The sequence below is a fragment of the Nocardia sp. NPDC050799 genome (assembly GCF_040654015.1).
Classification (GTDB): domain Bacteria; phylum Actinomycetota; class Actinomycetes; order Mycobacteriales; family Mycobacteriaceae; genus Nocardia.
Genome location: NZ_JBFAHF010000018.1, coordinates 1 through 15,270 on the forward strand (window position 1 = coordinate 1; position 15,270 = coordinate 15,270).

The 15,270-nt window shown below is 69.5% G+C and carries 13 protein-coding genes and 1 pseudogene; 6 read left to right on the forward strand and 8 right to left on the reverse strand.

Annotated elements, in window-relative coordinates; translation table 11 throughout:
• Positions 1-154: 154 nt before the first annotated feature.
• The 5 genes from AB0H42_RS19480 to AB0H42_RS19500 all read right to left on the reverse strand — a co-directional run bounded on the left by AB0H42_RS19480 (position 155) and on the right by AB0H42_RS19500 (position 5,117).
• A complete protein-coding gene (locus AB0H42_RS19480; protein ID WP_357057579.1) occupies positions 155-1,477 on the reverse strand; it encodes a hypothetical protein in 1,323 nt (440 codons plus the stop codon).
• Positions 1,474-1,863: a hypothetical protein gene (locus AB0H42_RS19485; protein ID WP_357057581.1), complete on the reverse strand. Its 390-nt coding sequence runs from the start codon at positions 1,861-1,863 to the stop codon at positions 1,474-1,476. The genes AB0H42_RS19480 and AB0H42_RS19485 overlap by 4 nt, the downstream gene beginning before the upstream one ends.
• The gene (locus AB0H42_RS19490) at positions 1,863-2,045 is read right to left on the reverse strand and encodes a hypothetical protein (protein WP_357057583.1); all 183 of its coding nucleotides are present in this window, start codon (positions 2,043-2,045) and stop codon (positions 1,863-1,865) included. The genes AB0H42_RS19485 and AB0H42_RS19490 overlap by 1 nt, the downstream gene beginning before the upstream one ends.
• Positions 2,042-3,814, reverse strand: a complete 1,773-nt coding sequence (locus tag AB0H42_RS19495; protein ID WP_357057860.1) for a hypothetical protein — start codon at positions 3,812-3,814, stop codon at positions 2,042-2,044. The genes AB0H42_RS19490 and AB0H42_RS19495 overlap by 4 nt, the downstream gene beginning before the upstream one ends.
• 364 nt (positions 3,815-4,178) lie before the next feature.
• Positions 4,179-5,117 (reverse strand): undecaprenyl-diphosphate phosphatase, encoded by a 939-nt coding sequence (locus AB0H42_RS19500; protein ID WP_357057584.1) that lies wholly within the window; start codon positions 5,115-5,117, stop codon positions 4,179-4,181.
• Between the two features lie 185 nt (positions 5,118-5,302).
• Here AB0H42_RS19500 and AB0H42_RS19505 point away from each other — a divergent pair, with 185 nt between their 5' ends.
• From AB0H42_RS19505 to AB0H42_RS19515, 3 genes are read left to right on the forward strand one after another with little or no spacing between them, the layout of a single operon-like run.
• Positions 5,303-5,728 (forward strand): hypothetical protein, encoded by a 426-nt coding sequence (locus AB0H42_RS19505; protein ID WP_357057586.1) that lies wholly within the window; start codon positions 5,303-5,305, stop codon positions 5,726-5,728.
• 6 nt (positions 5,729-5,734) lie between these two features.
• Entirely contained in the window at positions 5,735-6,445 is a 711-nt protein-coding gene (locus AB0H42_RS19510) for an HAD family hydrolase (protein ID WP_357057588.1), read from the forward strand.
• A 42-nt stretch (positions 6,446-6,487) separates the two neighbouring features.
• Complete coding sequence (locus AB0H42_RS19515) at positions 6,488-7,663, forward strand: pyridoxal phosphate-dependent aminotransferase (protein ID WP_357057590.1); 1,176 nt, start codon at positions 6,488-6,490, stop codon at positions 7,661-7,663.
• Between the two features lie 29 nt (positions 7,664-7,692).
• Here AB0H42_RS19515 and AB0H42_RS19520 read toward each other — a convergent pair whose 3' ends face one another.
• Positions 7,693-9,444 carry a penicillin-binding transpeptidase domain-containing protein gene (locus AB0H42_RS19520; RefSeq protein WP_357057592.1) on the reverse strand — a complete coding sequence of 584 codons (1,752 nt, stop codon included), beginning with the start codon at positions 9,442-9,444 and terminating at the stop codon, positions 7,693-7,695.
• Between the two features lie 148 nt (positions 9,445-9,592).
• On the opposite strand from AB0H42_RS19520, the gene AB0H42_RS19525 reads away from it, so the two are divergent.
• Entirely contained in the window at positions 9,593-10,165 is a 573-nt protein-coding gene (locus tag AB0H42_RS19525; protein WP_357057594.1) for a GNAT family N-acetyltransferase, read from the forward strand.
• A gap of 92 nt (positions 10,166-10,257) precedes the next feature.
• On the opposite strand, the gene AB0H42_RS19530 is transcribed toward AB0H42_RS19525, so the two are convergent.
• Together AB0H42_RS19530 and AB0H42_RS19535 are read right to left on the reverse strand one after the other, a co-directional pair.
• The gene (locus AB0H42_RS19530) at positions 10,258-10,743 is read right to left on the reverse strand and encodes a CinA family protein (RefSeq protein WP_357057596.1); all 486 of its coding nucleotides are present in this window, start codon (positions 10,741-10,743) and stop codon (positions 10,258-10,260) included.
• 592 nt (positions 10,744-11,335) lie between these two features.
• Entirely contained in the window at positions 11,336-13,084 is a 1,749-nt protein-coding gene (locus tag AB0H42_RS19535) for a DUF3556 domain-containing protein (RefSeq protein ID WP_357057598.1), read from the reverse strand.
• A 772-nt stretch (positions 13,085-13,856) separates the two neighbouring features.
• Here AB0H42_RS19535 and AB0H42_RS19540 point away from each other — a divergent pair.
• Both AB0H42_RS19540 and AB0H42_RS19545 read left to right on the forward strand, forming a co-directional pair.
• Positions 13,857-14,975, forward strand: coding sequence for a polyprenyl synthetase family protein (locus AB0H42_RS19540; protein WP_357057600.1), 1,119 nt, complete (start codon positions 13,857-13,859; stop codon positions 14,973-14,975).
• Between the two features lie 26 nt (positions 14,976-15,001).
• A pseudogene (locus AB0H42_RS19545) lies at positions 15,002-15,250 on the forward strand (squalene/phytoene synthase family protein); the annotation flags it as partial.
• Positions 15,251-15,270: the final 20 nt, after the last annotated feature.

Here is a 15,270-nt window from a genome sequence, read left to right on the forward strand (position 1 = left end):
TCGGCGGAAAGGGCGGTGGCGGGGCTGGTAGTGGTCATTTCCGGTCCTTCGGGTCGGTCGCGCCGGGTCGGTAGCGCGTTCAACCGATACGACGGCGCACCGCCCCGGAAGTCATCGCTAGGCGCGAGGATTTCTCGGAACCGCCGCTGGACATCTAGGCATCGAAGAGAAGAAAGAGTCCGGTGAAGGTGAACCCGACCATGAGCAGCATGAGCGCGAGCTGCCCGGTGAGGCGATGCGCCCGCGGCAGCAACTGCAGGCAGCGATCGTGCGCGGCGGCGACACCGAGAATATGCCCCGTCACCACCGCGAGCACCTTGAGTGTGCCCAGTACCGCCGGTTGCGCGGACAGCACGTACGCGACCTCGCGATCGGCCAATCCGAACAGGTTCCAGCCGGCTCCGAAAGGGTCCGCGAACAGAATCACCGTCGCCTGGCCCTTTTCGACCAGGAAGCTCAGGTAGTGGGCGATCACGTACCCGGCGATGATCGGTGTCAGCGTATAGGCGAGTTTTCGCGGCAGCATCCGGCGGTCGGCGCGGGAGAGTCCTCCGGTGGCCGCCGCGGCGAACCGGAAACTCACCCCGACCACGCCGATGAACACCAGCAACCCCAGGGTGGACACCAGCGTGGGTGCGAGCCCGGCGTCGGATACCAGGGCTCGCCACCACGGGAACAACGAGAAACTGTCGAATGCCGTGGAACCCAGCAGGGTCGCCGCCACCGCCAGCGAACCCGCCCCCACCGGCGTCCCCGCAAGATTCGCCAACGGCGTACGAAGGACGAGGGCGCGCGCCGCGCCCCGGCCGATCGGACTCAACCGCCCGAGCAGACTGCTGTAGACCTCGAACGGGTCCGCCCGCTCGGCCCATGCGGTGCCGAACACGACCAGCCCGGCCACGGTGACGACCAGATACCCGGTGAGCCACAGGGTCACGGCGGTCACCGAGCCCGGATTCGGTGCGGCGAGTTCCAGCCAGACGAAGGTGAACAACCCCAGCGCCGCCGGCCACCTCCCCCACGCTTCGGGGTATCGCAGCAGGCCGGTCTCGGGCCGACGGCGCGTGAGGGCGCAGTACCCGCGATACACCGCCCGCGCCGGGGACAGCACCTTCCACACCGGCCCGGCCACGAGCGAGGCGACGGCCACCCCGACCCACAGGAAGATGTAGAGGACACCCGGGACCGGATTACGGGCCGGATCGGCGGGGCCGAACACCCCGATCGTCAGCACCGTGCCGAACGCCCCCACGCTCACCGCCGCGATCCCCGCGCGCACCACCGGCGCGTCCACCATCGACCGCACGACCTCCGGCACACCGATACCGGGCGAATCCGGGTCCAGCCGCGGTTCCCGCCAGGCGAAGGCGATCACCGCGAACGAGAAGGTGAGGGCCCAGGCCGCGCCGATCAGCGCATAGGTCAGCGGAATCGGCAGATCCGCGGCACCGCCCAGGCCGTGGGCGAACAGCGTCATTCGCGCACGAGCAGGGTGGCCACCGTACGACCGGCGTGGTGCAGTTCGATCTCCACCCGCCCCGGGATCTCGACGGTGAACCGGAAACGCTCGCCCGTTCCGGGTGTGATGGCGAAGGTGTGATCGGGCTCGGCGTGGACATGAAGTTCGTCGGCGGCGTCACTGTCGACGACGATCTCGATCTGCTGGCCCACCCGGGCCTCGAGCCTGGCGTCGGCCGGGGACACCGTGCCGCCGGCGATACGCACCGGGACGACCACGGCCGCGGCGCTCGGCGCCGCGCTCGTACTGCTCGCGGTGGGTTGTTCCGGTTCGCTGCTCGCGCAGCCGGCGGTGAGCAGCCCGGCGGCCAGCACCGCGACGCACAGGCGGGAGACGGACGGCATCAGTCCTCCTTGTCGGGATCGGGATCGGAGGGCGGGTCTTCCTCGTCGTCCCCGCGCCTGCGGTCGCGCACGGCAACGACGATGACGACCGCGGCGATGAGGAACGCGGGAAGAAAGGCGGGTACCGCGAGCAGGATCGAATGGTCGGCGAGGACATCCACGCCGTCGTATCGATCGGTCATTGCGCGGGCACCCGTTCCTTCTGTCCGGTGGGTGACTCACGCAGGTAGCGGTCGTTGATCCGGGCCGCGCCCCAGGACAGCGCGGCGACCAGGGCCAGGCTGCACCCCAGCACGACCAGCGAGGCCACCGCGAACAACCACGCCGGATGGTCGAACGAACGCTCCCGCTGCAGCACCGTGATCTCGGAGACGAAGGGCCGGCTGAACGAGTCGAGCGCCGGGATCTCCGCGGCGCCGATACCGGGGTCCGCGGCCATGAAGATCGGCAGCGCGGTCAGCGTCCGGCCGTCCTGGATCCGCAGCAGCGTTTTCCACGAACCGTGCACCGGTACCGGTTTCGTCGAGACGTAGTGTCCTGGACTCTCGCGCCGGAGCTGGTCGACCACCAGACCCCGGCCGGGGCTGTCGCTGCCCACACCGCCCTGCCAGGACAGGATCTCGACCCATTCGGGATCGGTGCCGACCAGATCCGCCGGCGTGATCCGGAGATCGGCGTACACCATCCGTCCGCCCTGTTCGGGGGCATCCCGCAGTTCCACCGCCGCCCGGGCCCCCGCCGGCACCTCGATCATCAGGCCGTTGGTGGTGGCCGCGGCCACCACCGCCACCGCCGCCACCACGAGTGTCCGGCGCACCGCGGGCCGCGGCAGCGGCTCCCCCAGCAGCACGATGGCAAGCATGGCCCCGACGACACCGCCCGCGATCCCGGTGGGCACCGCCATGGCCAGCAGTTCGGGCCACATCGCCGCCGGCCACGGATTCACGAACATCGCCCCGACCCACAGCGACTCGAGCCAGAGTCCGAGGGTGGCCGCCACCAGCCCGCAGACCGCGCCCCAGACGATCCGGCGCCGGACCAACGGCAGCAGGGCCAGCAGTTCCACCACGACCGCCACGCCGAGATACAGCGGGAACACGTTACGCGGCGCATCGATGATCGGGCCGCCCACCAGGACGGCGACAACGGCCCGCACCACCGCGGCGAAGCCGACCACGACCAGCGTGCCGCCCGGACCGAGGACCGGCCGCGCGGCGACCAGGGCGATCGTCGCCGCCGCGACGATCAGCATCGGCTGCAGCACCAGCCGGAACTGTTCCACACCGAAGTCGTATTCGACCTGGAACACCGACAGTCCGATGAGCAGGCCCCCGAACGCGAAGGCACGCAGCAGCCACATCCGGCGCGTCTCCCGCTCGCGCGGTTCGGGCCGGTTGTGCCTGCCCTCGTACTCGAGTAGCAGCACACCGATCAGCGAGAACCCGGCGCCACCGATAAGCATCAGATGCGTCGGCCCCCACAGGGTGACGTCCTGTCCGAAGATGCGGTGCCATACATCGTCGAGCGGGAATCCGATCAGGGCGTAGAGGCCGGCCCCGGCCAGCAGGATTCCTCCGACGGGCGCGTACCAGGTCCGGGTGATCCGCACCGCCGCCGGGCCGGGTTTCTGGTCCAGAGGCAGCACGATGGCCGCCATCCCGGCCGTGAAGAGGAAGAACAGCCCCGCGAGGATGAAATAGTGCGCCGGATTGGCCAGCGGACCCTCGTCGCGGCCGTTGCCGATGTGCAGGCTCACATCCCAGATGAAACCCAGCAGCGCGGTCAGGATGGTCGCGAGGAACATAGCCAGCGGCAGCGCCACCCAGCCGGGCCGGTTGAACAGCCGACCCAGGCGATCGGCGAGCCGCTGGAGCCAGGTGATGCGGCGGTTCCGGTGGAGGTATCCGACCCAGAGCAGCCCCAGTGCGATCACCCCGGCCGCCCCGGTCATGATCGCGACCTGGTCCAGCGCCGCGCCACCGCCTTCGCCGGCGGGCGCCGCCGACCACCCGAACAACTCGTACGTACCGTCCGGCACCGAACCTCCACACCCTGACTGGAATATGTGTGACGAAAAGTAGCATGAATTTCTACCGGAGCGGGAGGGTTACCGGACGTGTCCCGATCTCACTGTGGCACGCCGATTCCGTACGTGACCGATCACAGCGGGCCCACGCCCCACCGGGACGCGGACCCGGGCGGCGGTCGACGGAAACCCGATGGTCGAGAGCAGCCCCGGCTGCTGCGAGCGTACGCCGGGTGCGCCGGTGACAACCGTGTCCGGAAGTACCGATCGGATCGCGGTGGGCGCGCGGTCAGCAGAACCTGATGACCGAAGCGATACCGGCGATCAGCGAGTACACCGCGAAGGGCAGCAGGGTGCGGGTCTGGAAGTATCGCTCCAGGAACCGGACGGCGAACCAGGACGAAGCGCCCGACACCAGCGCGCCCACCAGGATCGGCCTGTGGATACCCTCGGCTTCCGGTCCCAGCAGTTCGGGAAGCTCCACCAGGCCCGCGCCCAGGATCGCCGGGGTAGCGAGCAGGAATGCGAATTTGGCGGCGTGCGCGTGTTCGAGACCGCGCCACAACCCGCCCACCATGGTCAGGCCCGCCCGGCTGAAACCGGTCAGCAGGGCACCGAGTTGCGCGACACCGATACCGAGGGCATCACGCATATCGAGTGCGGCGAGCCGCCGGTCGGCATGACGGCGCGCGTTCTCCTGACCGGCCGGTGGCCGCCGTCCCGACCCCTGTAGCGCGAAACGCCGGCCGTACTCCGCCAGCGTGGGCTCGTTACGCCGCCGCAGCCCCTCGCCGAGCAACAGCACGATGCCGTTGAGGGTCAGGAAGAAACCGGCGCAGACCGGCGCGGCGAACAAGGCGTGCAACGGGTGCACCAGCAGCGGGCCCAGGATCGCCACCGGAACGGAAGCGATCACGATCAGCCACGCCAGCCGCTGCGCCACCGTGGCGGCTCGCCGCGTCCGCAGCGTGGTGAGGAAACCGGCGACGATCGCGTACCAGTCCCGCCGGTAGTGGCAGAGCAACGCGACCGCGGTCGCCACGTGCAACGCGACCACGAAGGCCAGGTACGGCGTTTCCGCTTCGGATTCGTCCGCGCCGATCAGGGTCCGCCAATCGCCCCCGAGCCAGGCGGCGAACAGCACCGAATGGCCCAGGCTCGACACCGGGAACAGTTCGGTGACACCCTGCACCACACCGATCACCGTGGCTTGAACATAGGTGAGCATCGCGACGATTCTTACACGGTCCCGACGGGGTCCTGCGGGCGACCGAAACGTCCGGATTCGCACGTTCACAACATATTTCGCGCCCGGCGACCGATCGCCCGAGGCGGAGCAGGAGAGCCGCCGGGCGCCGGGACACGGTCGTGCACAGCGCCACCGCCACCGCTCCCGCGGGTAGGCTGCGGTGCATGGCCAGTCACGAATCGGAGAGTGCGCCCACCACACCGGCTCGTACGACCGCCCGCTATCTCTTGTCGGCGGCGCTGGTGTTCGCGGGTCTGAGTCATCTGTTCTGGGCCCGGCGGGAGTTCCAGGCCCAGGTGCCCGATTGGGTGCCGCTGGACAAGGACGGTGTCGTGATGGCCTCCGGCGGTGTGGAGATCATGCTCGGCGCGGGATTGGCGGCGATGACCCGGGATCGGGTCCGGATGGGGCGGATCGCCGCGCTGTTCTTCGTCGCGGTGTTCCCCGGCAATATCGCCCAGTGGCGGGAGCACCGATCGGCCTTCCGGCTCGACACCGACGGGAAACGCTTCGTACGACTGCTGTTCCAGCCGGTCCTGGTCCTGTGGGCGCTGTGGTCCACCGGTGTCCCTCGCGACGCCAGGAGCTGAGCGCCCGTGCCCGAAACAGATTCCGCCGGCGCGGTGCTTTTCGATATCGACGGAACCCTGGTCGATTCGAACTATCTGCACGTCTACGCCTGGACCCGGGCGTTCCGGGAAGTCGGCGCCGAGGTGGACGCCTGGCGGGTGCACCGGAGTATCGGAATGGACGGCTCGCTGCTGGTGAGCACCCTGCTCCCGCGCGCCGACGACGACACCCGCGACCGGGCGAAGGACCTACATCTGCGCTACTACCTGGATTCCGGGGCGCTCATGCGCCCGGTCGGCGGGGCGCGCGAACTCCTCGAGCGGGTCGCGGCGGCCGGGCTCACCGTGGTGCTGGCGACCTCCGCGCCGGAGGACGAACTCTCGCTACTGCGCGAAGTGCTCGGCGCGGCGGAGGTGGTGTCGGCGCAGACCTCCAGCGAGGACGTCGGCACCGCGAAACCGCGCCCCGATATCGTGCGCATCGCACTCGACCGGGCCGGTACCGGGGCCGGGTCGGCGATCTTGGTCGGTGACACGGTATGGGACGCCGAAGCGGCCCGGCGGGCGGGAGTGGACTTCATCGGCTTCCGGTCCGGCGGGATCAGCGGCGCGGAACTGCACGATGCGGGCGCGGTCGCGGTCTACGACGACCCCGCCGAACTGCTCGCCGAGTTCGAGCGCAGCCCGCTCGCCGAACTCGGCGGATCGGTGCGAGACCGGCCCCGCGGCGGGATGTGAGCGGGGCCCGCCACGGCCGGCCGGGCCATCTAGGCTCGTGCCATGCGTGACCGAGCCCCCACCGTCGACCGGCTGCGGCCCTTCGCCGCCACGATCTTCGCCGAGATGACCGAACTCGCGGTCCGGCACGAGGCGATCAACCTGGGGCAGGGCTTCCCGGACAGCGACGGGCCCGCGGGCATGCTCGAGGCCGCCCGCGACGCGATCGCCGACGGCCTCAACCAATATCCGCCCGGCCGCGGTATGCCGGTGCTGCGCCGCGCGATCGCCACGGACCGGGCCCGCCGCTACGGGACGAACTACGACCCGGACACCGAGGTACTGGTGACGGTCGGCGCCACCGAGGCGATCAGCGCCGCAGTCCTCGGCCTGGTCGAACCCGACGCCGAAGTGGTCTTGATCGAGCCCTACTACGACTCCTATCCCGCGGCGGTGGCCCTGGCCGGAGCGCACCGGCGCACCGCCCGGCTGGTCCCCGACGGGGACCGTTTCGTCCTCGACCACGACAGTCTGCGCGCCGCGATCACCCCGGCGACCCGCATGCTGATCCTGAACTCGCCGCACAATCCCACCGGCACGGTCCTCGACCGCGCCGATCTGGCCGCCCTCGCCGAGATCGCCTGCGCACACGACCTGCTGGTGCTGACCGACGAGGTGTACGAGCACCTGGTATACGACGACGCCGAACATCTCAGCATCGCCACCTTCCCCGGGATGGCCGACCGGACACTCGTGGTGTCGAGTGCGGCGAAAACGTTCAGCGTCACCGGCTGGAAGATCGGCTGGATCTGCGGGGCGGCCCCCTTGATCGACGCGGTACTCGCCGCCAAACAATTCCTCACCTTCGTGGGCGGTGGACCGTTCCAGCCCGCCGTCGCACACGCGCTCACCCATGAACTCGAGTGGGTGGCCCGGCTGCGCACCAGACTCTCCGAGCAGCGGCTGCGCCTATCCGCGGCGCTGGCCGAGACGGGTTTCCGGGTGCATCCGAGCGCGGGCAGCTACTTCGTTTGCGCCGATATCCGCCCCACAGGCGAGGACGACGGGATCCGGTTCTGCCGGGAACTGCCCGCACGGCTCGGGGTGGCCGCGGTGCCGGTCAGTGTTTTCACCGATGATCCGGCCGCCTGGCGGCATCTCGTCCGCTTCACCTTCTGTAAGCGTCCCGAGACCTTGGACGAGGGCGTCCGGCGGCTCCGTAAGGCGAGCACCCGCTGATCATCGGATAAGCCGGACGCACCCCGTGATCAGCGCGGTACCCGCAGCATCCGGCCCGCCGCCTCGACAGCGGGACCGGAACTACCCGCGTCGGCGACGAACACCGCGAAGGCCAGATCGTCCTGGATTCCGATGAACCAGCCATGCGCGCTGCTGTTGTCACCGTATTCCGCGGTGCCGGTCTTACCGAGCAGACCCGGGATATCCGCCAGCTGAGTGGCGGTGCCCGCCGTGACGGTCTCCCGCATCATGGTTTTCAGATCGCCGGCGACCGCGGCGGGCAGCGACTGCGGGGTCCGGTCGGGTACGCCCGGCGAACCGGTCACCAGTACCGGAGCGGGCGTGGTCCCGTGTGCGACGGACGCGGCGACCAGCGCCATACCGAACGGTGAGGCCGTCACCTGGCCCTGGCCGATACTGGCCTCCACCCGCTCCGCGGGACTCTGGGCGACCGGAACGCTGCCGGTCACCGTGGTCAGCCCGGGCGTCACGTAGTCCACCCCGAGTCCGAGCCGCTCGGCGGCGGTCCGCAGCGCGTCCGGAGGCAGCGTGACGGCGAGCCCGGCCATGGTGGTGTTGCAGGAGTGGGCGAACGCGGTGTGCAGCGCGACCTGTCCCAGGTCGAAACTGTCGTCGTTGGGTATCCGGCGACCCTCGATATCCGCGACGCCGGGACAGGGCAGCACAGTGTCGGGGGTGGCGCGTCCCGCGTCCAGCACCGCAGCGGCGGTGACCGTCTTGAAGGTCGAGCCCGGCGGATACAGGCCGGTGAGCGCTATCGCTCCCGCGCCGTCGGCGGCGGCGTTCTGCCCGACCGCCAGGATCTCGCCGGTCGAGGGTCGTACCGCGACGATCGCCGCGGGGGTGCCGATCGGGTCCAGCGCGGTTTCCGCGGCCCGTTGCAGCCCGATCTCGATGGTGGACCGGATATCGCTAGTGGGTTGCGGGTCCGCGCCGGCGATACGCACCGTGCCGTCCGCGGTCTGCGCGCGCACCGCCCAACCGGCGGCGTCGTCGGCCTGCTGCTGCCAAAGTTCGTTCAGCCCCGACAGGGTCGGGGCCGATATCGCCTTGTCGGTGGTCAGCAGCCGCGTCTGCGGGGCGAGAGTCACCCCGCGCACGGCGGTCAACGCGTCCCGGACCGGTGCGATATCGGCCTCGCGGAGACTGATCGCCGTCACCGGTTTGCCCTGCGCGGCAGCCAGTTCGGCATCCAGGGAGGCCGACGTGATCCCGGCGGCGAGGGGAGCGAGCAGGCCCGCCGCGGCGGCGGTATCGGCGCCCGGCGCCAACTGGACGAGCGTCACCACCTGCTCGGTCATCAGCTCACCGCCGGCGGCGTCCAGGACCCGGGCGGGCTGCGGGTACACCGGTGCGTAGCTCAGCGGCCCGGTATCGAGCCCCGGCGCGACGGTGGCCGGGTTCCAGTGCACTTTCCAGCCGTCGTCGGTCTCACCGGCGGTCCCGGTGGTCGTGTACTTCCATTCCTTGCCGCCTTCGGTCCCCAGTTTCCAGGTCGCTTCGAGGGTGAAGGTGTCCTCGTGCACCCCGGCGACCGCGAAGGTCGCCTCCTTGCCCAATCCGTCGTAGAGGGAGCCGAGCGTTTCACCGGCCTGCGCCGGATCATCGGTCAGTGCCGCGGCCGCACCGAGATCGTCGCTGTTCAGCGCCTCGGTGAAGCGTTCGGCGACGGTGTCCGGCTCGGGCGGCGCGGAGGAGCAACCGGCCAGCGCCAGACCCAGGGCGGCCACGAGGACGACGAGTTTCCGATCGGTGCGCACCGTTTCGACTGTATCGACCGGACACGCGGCGGACGCGGATGGTCCACTTTCCGGTGTTGCGGATCGCGTCGCCGGACACGGCCACGACCGCACCCGCGCCCGCGCAAACCGGTTGCCCGCTACACACCGGTGTCGAGATGATTGCCGGGTGAGTACCGCCCACCTGCCCGCACTGGCTCCCGGAATCGTTCCACCGCAGCGGATCGACCTCGGTGACCTCGTGGTACGGCGCTGGGAAACCGGAGATCTGACAGCCCAGTGCGAGGCGATCAACGCCTCGTTCGACCATCTCCATCCCTGGATGCCGTGGCTGCCCACGCCGCGCACCCAGGAGGAACAGCGAGTCTTCAACGACATCGCCGCCACCGGATGGCCGCCGGCCGACGGGAATTTCAGCTACGGCATCTTCGATTCCGACGGCACTCTGCTCGGCGCGGTAGGCCTACACGATCGAGTGGGACCCGCCGCCCTGGAGATCGGCTACTGGTGTCATATCGCGTATACCGGCCGGGGAATCATCACCCGCGCGGTCGCCGCGCTCACCGATGCCGCACTGCGGCTGCCCGGTATCGAGCAAGTACAGATCCGCTGCGACGCCGCCAACGAGCGCAGCGCCGCAGTACCCCGCCGCCTGGGCTACCGGCTGGACCGGACCGAGGTGCGCCAAGTGAGCGCACCGGCCGAAACCGGGCACGGGCTGGTGTTCGTGATGGGCGGTTGACCCGCGGCCGTCCCGGTCTCGACTGTCGGCACGATCGTGACCCTACCCAACATTTTCCGGTGAGCAGCCCCGCGCTCTCGCGCAGCGACGAATCAGGTCCGCAGTTCCTTCGCCGCGTCGAGCAGCAGCTCGACCGCGTGAGCGACCACCTGGTCCAAAATTTCGGCGGGTTCGCCCTCGAACAAGCGGAACATCGAGGTAACCCGGCCCTCGACCGCGACGGCGAACCACACCGAACCCGGCTCCTGCCCATCCTGCGGGTCGGGGCCGCCCGCACCGGTCACTCCCACGGAGAGTGTCGCGTCGAACAGCGTCCGCACCCCTTCGGCCATCGCCCGGGCCGACGGCTCGGAGACCACCGGCCCCTCCGGCACGCCGAGCACCCGGTGCTTCACCTCCCGGCTGTAGGCCACCACCGCGCCGCGGAACCACTCCCCCGAATTGCTCGCCGCGCCCAGCGCCGCCGCGAGCTGGCCGGAGGTCAGCGATTCCGCCACCGCCACCTGGAGACCCGCACGCTCGGCAATCGCGGCCAACTCCTCGGCGCGGTCATGGGCTCGCCCCAGTACAGCAGGCACAAGTACTCCTTCGGATTCGGATTCCGTCGACATCAGTACCCCACTTCCGCATGCCGGGCGCCATAGGTGACACCGCCGAACCACCCCCGCGACATTGCCACCATGATGCGCTGCCGCGCGGCCCGGGTCGTGGCCCGATCATTCCGTCCTGCAATTCGCAGGTCAGTCTAGACATGCGGTGTCCGGGGGGCGGGCGCATGCCCGCGGAAGATCGTCCGGCCGGGATGCGGTGACGACGGAGGCGTGCGGGGAACTATGAAAGCAGCGCAAGGAACCCATGCAGCTTGTCGGTCAGGTACCGCTGCAGCGACGGCTCGGCTCGGAAGGCCCACCAGGTCACCGAGCCCTACCAATACGCAGCCAAAGCGAAGCCGACACCACTGGCACCCTTCGACACCGAGATCAAACGCGCGTCCAACTCGGCAACGTGGAATCCGCCGAATCCCTGACAGCCCGGCATCTCCGCGCCTATCTGGCAGCCGGGGACCCCGCCACCCGGCCCGCGGCGTTGTCCTCGTGAAGTCGGCGCGGACAGCGGACGTCATCCGCTCGGCGTGACATCGGGGACCGACAGGAACCGGCGCATACCCCGTCAGGGCCGGCGATCCGGATACACCGGCACATCGTCGTCCCACGGCTGACGTACGACCATATCGGCGACCCGCACCGAACCGCTTTCGAATTGTCCGGTCGCGGCGTCCACGAGCCGGTAGCGCTGGGTCTGCCGATGGATCGGTTGCGCCTCCAGCAGCACCACCCGGACCTCCCCCGGCTCGAATCCGCAGCGCTGCTGCAGGGCGGCGATCAGTTGTTCGCTGTGCAGGTGACCGTCACCGAAGTTCCAGCCGAGCGCGGTGGAGCAGATGCGCTCCCCGTCGGTCAGGACATAGTCGGCCTCGTCGTGATCGGCCATCGCGCGATGCGCGAGGGTGAACAGCGCCTTGCCGTGGGTGTTGAAGGCCCGGAAGGCGTAGCCGAGGTACAGCGGGATCTGCGCGGCCTCCGGGCTTCCGTAGAACCGCTGCAACTGCGCGGCGGGCATGGTCGCGACGGCGACGATACCCGCTCGGATCTTCGCGTCGGCCGAGGGCCGGATACACCAGAGCGTGGTATCCCAGTTGCCCGCGTAGTAGCGCATCCCGGGGAGGAACGACACCTTGCGCGGGAACAGGTTGCCCAGGGCGACCACTCCGGCGAGAACGATCAGCAGCAGTACCAACGGCACCGGATTGCCGACCGCGGCGAGGCCGACATCGGCGTGTGCGACGAACAGTGTCAGCACACCGAAGATCATGAAGACGTTCCACTCCAGGGGTACGCCCATCGGTATCGCGGTGAGGATCACCAGATGGAAGCCGATCAGCGCGGTGGCGGCGACGGCCGTGGGCCAGCCGCCGTGCGCGAAGAACAGCACCAGCGGCGCGCCCATCTCGACCGCGGTACCGCCGTGGGCGAACCATCGCGACAACCGTCCCGGCCGCAGGTCGTCGGGAAAACGTTCGAAGAACAGCCGTTTGAGCGCCCGCGGCCGCACCACCGGACTGTTCGACATCATCGTCGACACCACGAACGGGAAATGCTTGTTCAGCTTCGAGACCGCCGCACCGATCCAGATGATGACGAAAACGATCTTGGCGCCGACGATCAGGTCCGCACCGCCGAAGAGGAACGTGACCGCGAGCGCCGCGTACACCTCACCGCGCGCCGCCAGGAAGATGGTCTTGTCGCGTAGTCCCAGCACGGCGAGCACACCGAGTACCGCCGCGATCTGCCAGACCGGCAGGACACCCACGCTCGTTTCGAGCGCCGCGTCCGGCCCGGTTCCGTTCGACACCAGCGCCACCAGCAGCATGATCAGCAGCGCCGCGTACAACACCACGTCGAACAGCGTGCGGCGGGTGCCCCGGGTGCCCGGCACCCGATCCGGCCAGGGTGGCAGGCGGATGGTGCCCGGATGCAACCAGTACAGGATCGAACCCATGGGCGGGAAGAACCGGTTGTTCAGCGGCCCGAACCCGCAGCCCAGCCCGATCACTTCGAACAGCATCGTGAACAGCACGACCTTCTGGAAGACGATCGGCTCCGACCACCAGGTACCAACCGCGGTGAACCCGTCGATACCTTCGGTCGTCAGCGCGAACAACCACCCGCCGAGCAGGTAGAGGCCGATTTTGACAACGTAGAGCAGGTGCAGCGGCAACGGCGTACCGAAACCGACCTCGGCCCAGTGCCGCGCCATCGGCCGGAGCTTCTCCGCCCGGGTACCCCTGCTCCATTCGTCGAAGTCGACCACCGGCAGGCTCGGCCGGAGAATGCCGAACAACCGATCTGTTCCGCCCACTACGCTCTCATTCCCTACGCCGGTCGATCAGTTACGAGAACCCTTTCGGTAGCGGATGCGCGTTGCCTCGGGTGCCCTTTCGCCGCTCGGAGATCCCCGTCCCCGGACGCCGTGACGGACGGAGTCACCCTTGTGACGAACCGGCCGACGACCGAGATCATCGCATCCCCGCTGCCGCCACCGAGTGAAATTCGGCGGGCTCACGACAGGCGATTCCCGGGCGGGACCGGCCGGTTGCCGACTATCGGATCGTGCGCTGGCCGGCCATTCCAGATGAATCGATTTCGCATCATTAGGCGAGTAGCGTGAAGAATCACAGGCACCCGAGAGGAGGCACAGCCAGCTGTCCGCCGCGGGGGCGTCACCCCCGTCGCCGCCGCGAAGGCCGCGCACTCAGCGGCCGAGCCGGCACCCACGTTCGGTGACGTGGGACCCGCCTGGCGGCCGCCGACCGGCTCGATGCCGCGGAACTCCGGCGATCTGCCCGCCCATGTCGCGCATTTCGGCGTGGTGGGCACCTGGAACCGGTTGCGCCGGACGGCAGCACCGGCCCCGATCCCGCCGGGATGCCGGACACCGGCCTGCTTTCGGCCGGGCCCGGCCGGCCGGGGACCGACGCATTTCCCGGTGTCCGCCGGGTCGACTCGATCGAGGACGCGCTCGGCGACATCGTCCGGTCTGTGCACATTCCCTGACCACGCATCGTTTGTGAATCGAAAATGGTTTAGAATGGGATGTGACCCACACCATGCAATAGAGTCGAGGAGCTGTGATGAGCACACAGATCGTGGGGTCCCGGCGCGCAGAGCCCACCGGGACCCACGGTACGGCCGGGCTGCCCGAGCAGATGACAGCCGAGTGGCAGCAGACGGTCCGTGCTCGGGTGCTGGCCGAGCTGGCCGAGTTCGTCCAGCGGAGATCCGTCGAGTCGGCCGTGCGACCGGCGGTGCAGCATGTGCTGTGGCAATACGTCGGCGGCGGCAAGTGCGTGCGGTCGGCCTTCATGTACGCGGGGTGGTTGTGCGGCGCCACCGAAGCCGACACGGCGTTGCGGGCCAGTGCGGCCCTGGAATTGTTTCACGCGTTCGCGTTGCTCCAGGACGACGTGATGGACGAGTCCGCCCGGCGCCGGGGCGAGCCCACCGCGCACCGCCGGCTCGCCGACCGGCACCAGCGCAACGGGCTGCCCGGTTGCCCGCGCCGCTTCGGCGAATCCGCGGCCACGCTGCTCGGTGACATATGCCTGATCTGGGCCGAGCAGATGCTGCGCGAGAGCGGGATGGACGAGCCCGCGCTGGCGCGGGTCCGGCCCCACTACGACCGCATGCGCATCGAGCTGACCATGGGCCAGTTCGCCGACCTGAGCAACGATATCCGCAGCACACCCACCCTGGACGGCGTGCTGGCCATCGCCCGCGCCAAATCCGGCGACTACACGGTGAAATGGCCGCTCGTCCTGGGGGCGGCGATGGCGGACTGCGATCGGCATGTGACGGCCGCGCTGGCCGAGTACGGACGGTCGATCGGCGAGGCCTTCCAGCTACGCGACGACATCCTCGGCGTCTACGGCCTCCCGGAGGTCACCGGAAAGCCCGATAACGATATCGCCCAGCACAAGGCGTCCACGGTGATCGTGGCGGCAATGGAAATGGCCGGAACGCGCCTGCATCGCGAACTGTGCAGCCTGCTGCGGGCGCCGACGCTCGGCATGTCCGAGGTTGCCCGGGTCCGCGCCCTGATCACCGCCACCGGCGCCCCGGCGCGCATCGAGGCGATGATCGACAACCGGGTCACCGAAGCCCGCCGCGCACTGGCCGCCGCGCCGCTGCCCGACGACCGGCGCGAGCTACTGGACGGCATGGCCGCCCGGTGTACCGTCCGCGAATTCTGAGAGGAGAAGACGATGCCCGCCGGTGGTATGCGCGTGCCATGCCGGGCATCGACCTACTGCACCCGATCTCCCGACCCTCCGTGGCAACCGCCGCCGTCCTCTACGGCGAGATCCTCGACCGGATCGAGGATCTCGACTTCGCGGTATTCGGCGAGCGGGCCACCGTCGGGCGCGGCCGCCGCGCGTACGTCGCCGGTTCGGCGCTCGCCCGAGCGCTGTGGGCCCGCCGCAACGGCCGATCCGGCACCCTCACTCCGGCCACGACACCGGCGTGACCGCCGCGGGAGCCGAATGT

Coding starts and splice junctions, on each gene's coding strand:
- AB0H42_RS19500 (WP_357057584.1), bottom strand. CDS start 5,117: ATGCTCACCTATGTTCAAGCCACGGTGATCGGTGTGGTGCAGGGTGTC.
- AB0H42_RS19540 (WP_357057600.1), top strand. CDS start 13,857: ATGAGCACACAGATCGTGGGGTCCCGGCGCGCAGAGCCCACCGGGACC.
- AB0H42_RS19490 (WP_357057583.1), bottom strand. CDS start 2,045: ATGACCGATCGATACGACGGCGTGGATGTCCTCGCCGACCATTCGATC.
- AB0H42_RS19485 (WP_357057581.1), bottom strand. CDS start 1,863: ATGCCGTCCGTCTCCCGCCTGTGCGTCGCGGTGCTGGCCGCCGGGCTG.
- AB0H42_RS19505 (WP_357057586.1), top strand. CDS start 5,303: ATGGCCAGTCACGAATCGGAGAGTGCGCCCACCACACCGGCTCGTACG.
- AB0H42_RS19515 (WP_357057590.1), top strand. CDS start 6,488: ATGCGTGACCGAGCCCCCACCGTCGACCGGCTGCGGCCCTTCGCCGCC.
- AB0H42_RS19480 (WP_357057579.1), bottom strand. CDS start 1,477: ATGACGCTGTTCGCCCACGGCCTGGGCGGTGCCGCGGATCTGCCGATT.
- AB0H42_RS19495 (WP_357057860.1), bottom strand. CDS start 3,814: ATGACCGGGGCGGCCGGGGTGATCGCACTGGGGCTGCTCTGGGTCGGA.